This window comes from Azomonas macrocytogenes (genome assembly GCF_014191985.1).
GTDB classification, from domain to species: Bacteria; Pseudomonadota; Gammaproteobacteria; order Pseudomonadales; family Pseudomonadaceae; genus Azomonas; species Azomonas macrocytogenes.
The window spans coordinates 73,974-83,185 of the sequence record NZ_JACHXI010000020.1; the positions used below are offsets into that span (position 1 = coordinate 73,974).

At 58.2% G+C, this 9,212-nt stretch carries 7 protein-coding genes; 5 read left to right on the forward strand and 2 right to left on the reverse strand.

The window, feature by feature from the left end; genetic code table 11:
• Positions 1 to 33 precede the first annotated feature (33 nt).
• The 3 genes from FHR87_RS15890 (at position 34) to FHR87_RS15900 (ending at position 2,528) form a co-directional block, all read left to right on the forward strand.
• Complete coding sequence (locus FHR87_RS15890) at positions 34 to 852, forward strand: TOBE domain-containing protein (RefSeq protein WP_183167708.1); 819 nt, start codon at positions 34 to 36, stop codon at positions 850 to 852.
• A 39-nt stretch (positions 853 to 891) separates the two neighbouring features.
• On the forward strand, positions 892 to 1,479 hold the full coding sequence (locus tag FHR87_RS15895) for a tRNA-uridine aminocarboxypropyltransferase (RefSeq protein ID WP_183167709.1): 588 nt from the start codon (positions 892 to 894) through the stop codon (positions 1,477 to 1,479).
• 218 nt (positions 1,480 to 1,697) lie between these two features.
• Positions 1,698 to 2,528, forward strand: coding sequence for an undecaprenyl-diphosphate phosphatase (locus FHR87_RS15900; protein WP_183167711.1), 831 nt, complete (start codon positions 1,698 to 1,700; stop codon positions 2,526 to 2,528).
• 48 nt (positions 2,529 to 2,576) lie between these two features.
• Here the strand turns inward: FHR87_RS15900 and xthA are convergent, their stop codons facing one another.
• Positions 2,577 to 3,389 (reverse strand): exodeoxyribonuclease III, encoded by an 813-nt coding sequence (gene xthA / locus FHR87_RS15905; RefSeq protein ID WP_183167713.1) that lies wholly within the window; start codon positions 3,387 to 3,389, stop codon positions 2,577 to 2,579.
• A 190-nt stretch (positions 3,390 to 3,579) separates the two neighbouring features.
• Between xthA and FHR87_RS15910 the strand changes: the two genes are divergently transcribed.
• Positions 3,580 to 5,241: an autotransporter assembly complex protein TamA gene (locus tag FHR87_RS15910; RefSeq protein ID WP_420826751.1), complete on the forward strand. Its 1,662-nt coding sequence runs from the start codon at positions 3,580 to 3,582 to the stop codon at positions 5,239 to 5,241.
• On the forward strand, positions 5,238 to 8,921 hold the full coding sequence (locus FHR87_RS15915) for a translocation/assembly module TamB domain-containing protein (RefSeq protein WP_183167716.1): 3,684 nt from the start codon (positions 5,238 to 5,240) through the stop codon (positions 8,919 to 8,921). The genes FHR87_RS15910 and FHR87_RS15915 overlap by 4 nt, the downstream gene beginning before the upstream one ends.
• A gap of 68 nt (positions 8,922 to 8,989) precedes the next feature.
• Here FHR87_RS15915 and FHR87_RS15920 read toward each other — a convergent pair.
• The coding region (locus FHR87_RS15920) for a substrate-binding domain-containing protein (RefSeq protein WP_183167717.1) at positions 8,990 to 9,212 on the reverse strand (223 nt) is incomplete at its 5' end.

The following is a 9,212-nucleotide window of genomic DNA, read 5'->3' on the forward strand; positions in this document are numbered from 1 at the left end:
CATCGAGCAAGTCAGATAGGAAAACAACATATCATGTCCGAGCAGACCCCTCCGCGATTCATCGGCCGCTTGTCTTTGGAAACCGAAATCGGAACCTTTTCCGATAAACGCATCCGGTTGCTCGAAATGATCGACGAGTATGGCTCCATCAACCAGGCAGCCAAGGCCGTTCCCTTATCCTATAAAGCAGCCTGGGACGCTATCGATGCCATGAACAATATGGCTGCGCAGCCTTTGGTCGTACGGGTCAGCGGGGGTCGCCAGGGTGGGGGGACGCAGCTTACCGAGCATGGGCGCCGCCTGATCGCTATGTATCGTGCCTTGGAAATCGAATATCAGGCCGCCCTCGATCTTCTCACCGAGCGCCTGGCGCATATCCAGGCAGGCGATATCCAGGAATTTCAGTCCTTGATGCGCAAGATTTCGTTGCGCACCAGTGCCCGCAACCAGTTTTCCGGGGTAGTCATCGGTTTGCGTGATGGTGGGGTGGATTATGAAGTGGATCTGCGGATCGATGATGAATCCGAGATCGTCGCGATCATTACCAAGGAGAGTGCCGAAAACCTGCAGTTGGGCATCGGTAAGGAAGTGGTCGCCCTGGTCAAGTCTTCATCGGTGATCCTGAATGCCGAACCTGGCCTGGCCTTGACGGCTCGCAACCAGTTATGGGGCGAAGTCGCCGATATCCATCGTGGCTCGGTAAATGACGAGATAACCCTGCGCTTGCCATCCGGGCGTAGCGTTACCGCGGTTGTCAGCCATGAAAGTTGTCTGAATATGGAACTGGCAGTCGGCAAGCGAGCCTGTGCGGCATTCAAGGCATCCAGCGTAATTCTGGCAGTCTATGGTTGAGGTGGTAATTTTCTCTCGATTCTCGGAGCTAGAGAAGCCATGCCTCGCGCGTACTGCCCCCGTTGCCAGCGTCCGGACAGCTATTGCTTGTGCTCGCTGATTCCATGCTTGCCGAGCCGTACTCGGGTATTGATCCTGCAACATCCAAGCGAAACCCGGCATGCTTTGAATACGGCTCGGCTGGCAGCATTGAGCCTGGAAAATGCCGAGTTACGGATCGGTGAACAGTTTGCCGACCCGTCCATTGTGGACCCGTCGAGCTACCTGCTGTTTCCCGGCCCGGAAGCTGTTCCTCTTGCGGAGCTGGCTGGGTCGGCCCGGCCGCTGCGCCTGATCGTGCCGGATGGCACCTGGCGTAAAGCGCGCAAGCTACTCTATTTGAATCCGGCGTTGGCCGCTTTGCCGCGCGTTTCTCTGCCGGAAGGCGCGGTTTCCCGCTATCGCTTGCGCAAGGCGTCCATACCTGGCGCGTTGTCTACTCTTGAGGCGATTGTCACGGCATTGAATCTGCTGGAAGGCACTGGCCGCTTCGATGCATTGCTCAAACCATTTGATGCGTTGATCGATGGCCAGATTCGGGCCATGGGCGAGAATATTTTTCGACGTAACCATGATTTCCAGCGCTGACAGGGCTTCAATCGATTTTCGGGAGCATTGCCAATGTGCTGTCAGCAAATATTTTTGCCTACCGCTGTGCATGGAAAAGGGTGGTTCCATAAAATCTGGTAACCCTTTCGGTTCTTATTGAATTTTCCCGTTCCTGGCGAGTCAGAACAGCGCTCGTCGATAGGCTGGCATCATTATTTCGTTTTTCGTTGCGATCGCTGTCGCTAAGGAAGTGGTAGATGGATCTATGGGCTGCCGTTCAGGCGCTGATCCTGGGTGTCGTCGAAGGTTTGACTGAGTTTCTTCCAATTTCCAGCACGGGCCACCAGATTATCGTGGCCGATCTGATCGGCTTTGGCGGAGACAGGGCCCAGGCTTTCAACATCATCATTCAGTTGGGCGCTATCCTGGCGGTCGTCTGGGAGTACCGGCACAAGATTCTTGATATCGTGACCGGTTTGCCGAGGGAGGCCCAGGCCCAGCGCTTTACCGTCAATCTGCTGATTGCCTTCCTGCCGGCCGTGGTGCTTGGTGTGATGTTTTCCGATCTGATCCATCATTACCTGTTCAATCCGATCACCGTGGCTACGGCATTGGTGATCGGCGGCATTGTGATGCTCTGGGCCGAGCGCCGCGAGCATCGCATCAAGGCCGAGACGGTGGATGATATGACCTGGCAGCTGGCCTTGAAGGTCGGTTGCGCCCAGTGCCTGGCATTGATTCCTGGTACTTCCCGTTCCGGCTCGACCATTATTGGCGGTTTGCTGTTCGGCCTTTCGCGCAAGGCCGCGACGGAGTTCTCCTTCTTTCTCGCCATGCCGACCATGGTCGGGGCGGCGGTCTACTCGGGGTTCAAATACCGCGATCTGTTCCAGCAGAGCGACCTGCCGATATTCGCCATCGGCTTTATCACTTCTTTTATTTTCGCCATGCTTGCGGTGCGTGCGCTGCTCAAGTTCATCGGCAATCACAGCTATGCGGCCTTCGCCTGGTACCGGATCGCCTTCGGCATTTTGATTCTGGCGACCTGGCAGCTGGGCGTGATCAACTGGAGCACGGCGGTGGCTTGAGCGTACGATGGCGCAGGAGGATCGTCTGCGCCCGTTCGGCATTTCGTTTCAGTCCAGCTCGACCCAGATGGGGCAATGATCCGAGGGTTTCTCCATGGCACGCAGATCATAGTCCACTCCCGCGTCTTTGAGCCTGGCTTGCAAGGCCGTCGAAGTCAGGATCAGGTCGATCCGCAGTCCGCGCCGGGGATTATCCTCGAAGCCGCGGCTGCGGTAATCGAACCAGCTGAAACGGTCGCTCACTTCAGGGTACAAGGCGCGAAAGCTGTCTTGCAGGCCCCAGGCCTTGAGCTTGCCCATCCATTCGCGCTCTTCCGGTAGAAAGCTGCATTTACCGGTACGCAGCCAGCGTTTGGCATTGGTTTCACCTATTCCTATATCGCAATCCTCCGGCGAAATATTGAAATCGCCCATGAGCGCCAGCGGCGCGTCGGCGGCGAAGCTCTGCTCCAGCATGGCTTGCAGGTCGGCGTAGAAACGCGTCTTGGCTGGAAATTTGACCGGATGATCGCGGCTTTCACCTTGCGGAAAATAACCGTTCATTACTGTGATGGGGTTACCTCCGGCATCGGCGAAACGCCCCCAAATGAAGCGCTTTTGCGACGCTTCGCCATCGTTCGCGAACCCCTTGTGGATCTCCAGAGGCGGCTGGCGTGACAGCAGGGCGACGCCGTAATGGCCTTTCTGGCCATGGAAGTGAACGTGATACCCCAAGGCCTCGATTTGCGTCTGGGGAAATTGTTCATCTGCGACCTTGGTTTCCTGCAAACCAATGATGTCTGGACGATGTCTATCGATCAGTGCCTGTAATTGATGCGGTCTTGCACGCAATCCGTTGATATTGAAGGAAACGAGTTTCATTGTGTGGCTTCCGCGAAAAATCGGGATTTTAGCTGTCTCTGCAGGTAATCGCGCGCTATCCATTTCTCCTTCATCATGTTCGAAAGGGCAAGCCAGCCGCTCAAGCATGCTAGTATCAATAACCATGCATATCAGAACATGGCAGGTGTTTGCCTGGGTTGGTCTATTGTCGCTTGTACCTGCGAGCGCAATGGCGGCGGAACTGGAAGTCCGTATCAAGCCCGGCAATGCCAGGTTGAAAGAAAACGTCACGAATCACGTCGGTGACCTGGGCAACCGGGACGAAGAGCAGTTGCTGCGCTACAGCTCCATCGCCCATAGGCAGGCAGAGCAGGCACTGCAGGCGCTTGGATATTACCAGGGACGGATTCAAACCGAAGTGCGTGGTGGCAGCACTCCCCGGCTGATCATCAGGATCGATGCCGGATCGCCGGTACGCCTGCGTAACGTCTCGGTGCGTATCGAAGGCGATGCTACGCAACTGAGCGATTTCAAGGGAATCGGCGATTCGCTCAAACCAGGCGCCATTCTCGATCACGGCGTCTATGAAGAAACCAAGCAGCAGATCCTCAACCTGGCATCCCGCTACGGTTTCTTCGCCGGGCGCTTTACTCGCCAGCGTCTGGTGGTGGATCCTGCCGCAGGTAAGGCTGATATCGAGCTGCTCTACGACAGTGGTCCTCGTTACCGGCTGGGTGAGGTTGCCTTCAATGGGGACGATCCTTTCGACAAGGATCTGTTACAGCGCATGGTGCCTTTCAAACGCGATACTCCTTACGACTCAAGCCTGATCGTCGACTTGAACCAGGCGTTGCAATCCAGCGGTTATTTCGATGGCGTGCGGGTGGATGCCAACCCGGCCATGGCGAAGGATCAGCGTATTCCCGTCGCTGTCCAGTTGACGACCAAGGAGCCGCGTACGCTCGGGGTCGGCCTGGGATTCTCCACTGATATCGGACCGCGCCTGAGCTTCGACTGGGAACGCCACTGGGTCAACCCTGAAGGACACAGCTACGGTGCTCAGATGGAGCTTTCCGATCCCCGGCAGAACATCGGTTTCTGGTATGAAATACCGCTCGATCCGCCGCTGACCAATAAGCTGCGCTACGCCGGCGGCTACCAGTATCAGGAAATCGCCGGGACCGACAGCAAGAGCAGCCTGTTGACGCTTGGCCCGGAGTGGCACAGCCAATACGAGAACGGCTGGCAGCGGGTGCTTTCGCTGAAGTGGCTGAACGAGGATTATCACCGGGGTGACGACTCCGGTTCCAGTACCTTCCTGATGCCTGGCGTCGCCTTCAATTACATGCGCAGCGACAACCGGATCAATCCGAGCCAGGGCTATCGGCTGGAGTTCAAACTGTCCGCCGCCAAGGATGGGGTGCTGTCGAATGCCGACCTGCTGCGTAGCGAAATGCTGTTCAAGGGGCTCACTACACTCTGGAAGCGACACCGTTTCCTTGGGCGAATCCAGTTGGGTGGCAACCTGACCGACGAGTACAAATCCATTCCGCCGTCGCTACGCTTCTTTGCCGGTGGCGATCAGAGTGTGCGGGGTTACGATTATCAGGACTTGTCGCCGACCAATTCCGACAACGACAGGATCGGTGGGCGCTTCATGGTCGCGGCCAGTGCCGAATATCAGTATTCGCTCACCGATAAATGGCGGATCGCCTCTTTTATCGACCAGGGTAATGCCTTCAATTCGCTGGATGCGCCCGCTCTGAAGACCAGCGTCGGCATGGGCGTCCGTTGGGTTTCCCCGGTCGGCCCGATACGGGTCGATCTGGCCCAGCCGCTGGATGATGGTGGCGGGATTCACTTCCACTTCTCGATGGGGCCGGAGTTGTGAAACGCATAGCCAGGATTTTCGGCTGGAGTCTTCTTGGTCTGTCATCGGTACTGATCGGTGGTGTCGCTACACTCCTGGGCACCACTGCCGGCAGTCGCTGGGTATTGGAGCGTGTACCGGGATTGCAGGTCGAGCAGTTCGGCGGTCGCCTGGGCGGTCGCTGGCAGGCTGCCCGTCTGCTCTGGACCCAGGACGGCAGCCGTGTAGAGGTGATGTCGCCGGTCTTCGACTGGAAACCGTCCTGCCTGCTGCAACTGACGCTTTGCGTGAACGAATTGCAGACCGGCGACATCGATCTGGTTTTTCCGTCAAGCCCCGATGATGAGGCGGCCAGCGAGCCTTTCAGCCTGCCGGACATCAAGCTGCCTGTAGCCTTGGCGGTAGGCCGGATCGAAATCGGTCAGCTGCGTTTCAATACGACTGAGCAATTACAGAGCTTGCTGCTGACGGCCGACTGGCAGCAGGACGGGATCGAAATCCGCACTCTGCAAGTTCGGCGCGAAGACTTGCAATTGGGCCTGCATGGGCGATTGCAACCCAGTGGCGCCTGGCCGTTGCAACTGCAAGGCGAAGCATCGTTGGCAGGCCTGGTGCAGCGGGACTGGAAGGTATCGCTCGGTATCGATGGCACGCTGCGCGAGCGGATCGACCTCAAGGTCGATAGTCAGGGGTACTTCAACGGGCGCCTGGCCGGTCGCCTGAGTCCGCTGGATGAAGCCTTGCCAGCGGAAATCCGTCTGACAGCAGATTCCTTCAAGGCCAGCCCCGAGCTACCGGATACCCTGACCTTGAAGGAGCTGGAACTGACCGCCAAAGGCGATCTGAAAACCGGTTATCAGCTGCTCGGAACCGCGTTGCTGCCAGGGCAGGGCGGTGCCGTGCGCCTGGCGTTGGACGGGCTGGTGGATAGCAAAGGTGCCAGGCTCGATCAGCTCGAACTGGATGCCGGAAACAAGCGTCGATTGCTGGTGCGGGGTAAGGCCGATTGGCAGCAGGCTCTCAAGGCCCAGGCCAGGCTCGACTGGCACGAGTTTCCCTGGCAGCGGCTTTACCCACTTGCCGAGCAGCCGCCGGTCGATCTGCGCAATCTGACTGCGCAGGTCAATTACGATGACGGTAACTATCAGGGCAATTTCGCTGCCGCGCTGCAAGGGCCGGCGGGCGATTTCACGCTCAAAAGTCCGTTCGACGGCACTCTGCAGCGCCTGAATTTGCCACAGCTGGAACTGGTTGCCGGGCAAGGCAAGGCTAGCGGCAATGTGACGGTTGGCTTCGCCAATGGTATCGACTGGAAAACCCGGTTGCAGTTGAGTTCGCTGAACCCTGCCTACTGGGTTGCCGAACTGCCGGGTAATCTGGGTGGATTACTGGTCAGCCAGGGAACGTTGCGTAATGAGACGCTTGCGGCCCAGATCGAACTCGGCCTGAACGGGCGCTTGCGCAAGCAGCCTACCGATCTGCGCCTGCAGGCTTCCGGCGAGGGTAATCGGTGGGATCTGGCCGATCTGCAATTCCGTTTTGGTGATAACCGGATCCAGGGCAAGGGCTGCTGGGCTGAGCGACTGGCCGGTCAGCTGGATTTGAATCTACCGCGCCTGGCTCAGGTGTGGCCCGGCCTGACCGGACAGGTAAAAGGGCGGCTCGAGCTGTCCGGTACGGCAACAGCGCCGCAAGGACAACTTAACCTGAACGGACAAGGGCTGGCTTTCGCGGAGCAACGCTTGCGCCAGATGACGCTGGCGGCTTCGCTGAATCCGGGTGAAAGGCTGAAGCTGGCTCTGGATGCCAAGGGTGTGAGCAGCGCTGGCAAGGATTATGGTCAGTTGACTATTACTGCCGAGGGTACGCGTGAGCGGCACGCAGCCAACCTGACGCTGCAAGGCGCTGTGCTGGATCTGGCACTGGCCGTGGATGGCAGTTTGCGTGGCCAGGATTGGCGTGGTCGCCTTGCCAGTGTCAACCTGGCTGCCAGCGGACAGAAATGGGCGCTGCGCCAGCCGACGGCAATCGAGCGCTTGGGCAATGGTCGCCTGACGCTGGCAGCCCACTGCTGGGATTCCGGACCGGCCAGTCTCTGTGCGGAAAGCCAACGCCTGATGCCTGAGCCGCAATTGCGCTACCGCCTGCGCAATTTCCCGTTGGCAAGCCTTGCCCAATTCATGCCGGACGATTTTGCCTGGAAGGGCGATTTGAACGCCGATCTCAAGCTGGATCTGCCCAAGTCCGGCCCGAATGGAAGTATCCGGATCGATGCTGGTCCCGGTGTCCTGCGCATGCGGGAGCGGGACAACTGGCTGGATTTTCCCTATCAGACCTTGTCGATCGATAGTCAGTTGAAGCCGCACCAGGTGGATACCCATCTCACTTTCCAGGGTAATGCCCTGGGGACTTTGCAAGCGAATGTCATCATCGACCCACGAGGTGAGACCAAGCCACTGAGTGGCGATTTCCAACTGAGCGGGGTCGATCTCGCTACGGCGCGTCCTTTCGTCCCGCAGGTCGATCGCCTGGAAGGCAAGCTCAACGGCAACGGTCGTTTGGGCGGTACCTTGCAAAAACCGCAGGTGAATGGACAGTTGATCCTGAGCAACGGTGTGATTGCAGGCAATCAATTGCCGACCAGCCTGGAGAACCTGCAGGTAAGGTTGGGAATCCAGGGCGAGCTACTGCGTATCGACGGCTCCTGGCAAAGCGGCAAGCAAGGCCGGGGACGGATCGATGGCACCCTGGCCTGGGCCGATGCTCTGGCGCTCGATATGACTGTCAGTGGTCAGCATTTGCCGATAGCCGTCGAGCCCTATGCCGAGCTCGATGTCACTCCGACCTTGAAGATCGGCCTGGCTGGAGAGCGCCTGACCGTCACCGGCAAGGTCGAGGTCCCGCGCGGGCAGATCACCGTCCGTCAGCTCCCGCCTTCAACAGTGAGTGTTTCCAGCGATACCGTGATAGTCGGAGATGAGACCAAAAAAGCAGCACCGTCCTTGCAGGTCGCCATGGACATCGATGTCGTGGTCGGCAAGGAAAAGCTGACCTTTTCCGGTTTCGGTCTCGAAGCCAATCTGGCCGGTTACATGCATATTGGCGATAACCTCGACGGACGCGGCGAGCTGAACCTGAACAACGGCCGTTACAAGGCCTATGGCCAGAACTTGAGCGTGCGTCGTGCACGTTTGCTGTTCATTGGCTCGCTGACCCAGCCGTACCTCGATATCGAAGCGGTCAGGACCATCAGCAGCGAAAGCGTGGTGGCAGGCTTGCACATTGCCGGCAATGCGGCACAGCCGACGGTCACCGTCTTTTCCGAACCGACGATGGCTCAGGAACAGGCGCTTTCCTACCTGATCACCGGGCATGCATTGGGGGGTGATGCCGACGACAGCAATCTTGTTGCCCGTGCTGCCTTGGGGTTGGGGCTGGCGGGTAGCGCCTCGATCACCGGCGCGCTGGCCCAGACCCTGGGGTTCCAGGATTTCGAACTGGATAGCCAGGGTACGGGCGATGCGACCAGTGTGGTGGCCAGCGGCAAAATCAATGACCGGTTATCGCTGCGCTATGGCTTCGGCGTCTTCGAACCCAGCAGTACCATCGGTCTGCGCTATCGCTTGACGCAAAGTATCTTTCTTGAGGCGGTAAGCGGCCTGGCTAGTTCGCTCGATCTGTTTTATCGCAAGAGCTTTTGAGGTTTCGCGGCATGCATGCGTATCAGCGTGAGCCGGTGTTGGTATTGCATGTGTTCCTTGAGGCCGCCTTACCAGGATTGGCGATCTACGATGGGACAATTGATCCTGTGAATAAAGGGTTCATCCCGATTTTCGATCAAATGTTGTGCGGCCTGGCGACCCATTTCGTAATAAGGGAGTTGCACGGTGGTCAGTGGTGGATAGAACAGCTCGGCAACGCCTACCATGTTGTCGTAGCCGAGTATTGCTATATCGGCAGGAATACGCAGGCCACGGCTGAGCAGGTATTGG